Origin of the sequence: Sulfurimonas sp., from assembly GCF_032250635.1 — a bacterium.
Taxonomy (GTDB): domain Bacteria; phylum Campylobacterota; class Campylobacteria; order Campylobacterales; family Sulfurimonadaceae; genus Sulfurimonas.
The window spans coordinates 1-1,167 of sequence record NZ_JAVVFL010000284.1; the positions used below are offsets into that span (position 1 = coordinate 1).

Consider the following 1,167-nt stretch of genomic DNA (forward strand, 5'->3'; position numbering starts at 1 on the left):
CTGTAAATATTGCTATTGCTCTTGCTGCGCAAGGTAAAAAAGTAGGTCTTTTGGATGCTGATATTTATGGTCCAAATATTCCTCGTATGATGGGAATTGCAGATATTAAGCCTGAGGTGAACGGAAACAAAGTTCTTCCTATGAAAGCTTACGGAATTGAAGTTATGTCTATGGGTTCACTTATGGAACCGGGTCAGTCGCTTATGTGGCGCGGCGCTATGATTATGAAAGCAATTGAGCAGTTCTTAAGAGATATTCTTTGGAGCGATTTGGATGTTCTGGTTATAGATATGCCTCCGGGAACAGGTGATGCACAATTGACTTTAGCTCAAAGCGTTCCTGTTACTGCAGGTTTGACGGTTACTACCCCTCAAGCAGTCTCTCTTGATGACTCTCGCCGTTCACTCGATATGTTTAGAAAGTTAAATATACCGATTGCCGGAATAGTTGAAAATATGAGCGGTTTTATCGCACCGGATACGGGCGTTGAGTATGACATATTTGGAAAAGGAACATCGCAGCCGATGGCGGATGAGTTTGATACTAAAGTAATCGCAGAGATTCCTATTGAGCCGAGTATTAGAACAGGCGGAGACGAAGGCAAGCCTATCACTTTTGTCAACCCTACAAGCGAGAGCGCAAAACGCTATATAGCTGCTGCAGCCTCTATTTGGGCGACCATAGAAGAGGTAAATGCAAAAGGCGGAGCAAGCAATGAGAGCGTTCAGCCCACAACTCCTCCGGGTGTAAGTGCTTGCAGCACTAAGTAATAGTTTAAAATCAAAATAGCGGCGCATCTTCTGCGTCGTTACGCTCGTCACATACTTTAAGCATGCTTCCTCACTAGACTTCTTGAATCTACACCACTCTTTTAATTTTTGATTACTTTTGTCTCATTTAATTTTTTATATAATTTTTTTAATGCGTAACATCAGTTAATAAAGAAGAGGAAGATTAAAATTCTTCTCCACTTTTAAACATCTCAGGCTTAAACGATACAATCTTATTTCTTCCACTGTTTTTCGCCTCATAAAGAGCCGTATCTGCATACTTGATACATTTCCAGATACTGTCTCCGTCTGTAGGAAATTTTGCTATACCTATGCTAAGTGTCTTTTTAAGGCTCTCTGATGTTCCGACGTCAAATGATAATGCACCGAATGCGGA

2 protein-coding genes are annotated in these 1,167 nt (G+C 41.2%); one reads left to right on the forward strand and one right to left on the reverse strand.

What is annotated here, in order from left to right; genetic code table 11:
- A partial coding sequence (locus RQ763_RS11775; RefSeq protein WP_314153185.1) for an Mrp/NBP35 family ATP-binding protein occupies window positions 1-770 on the forward strand: 770 nt, incomplete at its 5' end.
- A gap of 184 nt (window positions 771-954) precedes the next feature.
- Here the strand turns inward: RQ763_RS11775 and RQ763_RS11780 are convergent.
- On the reverse strand, window positions 955-1,167 hold a 213-nt coding region (locus tag RQ763_RS11780), incomplete at its 5' end, for a diguanylate cyclase (RefSeq protein ID WP_314153186.1).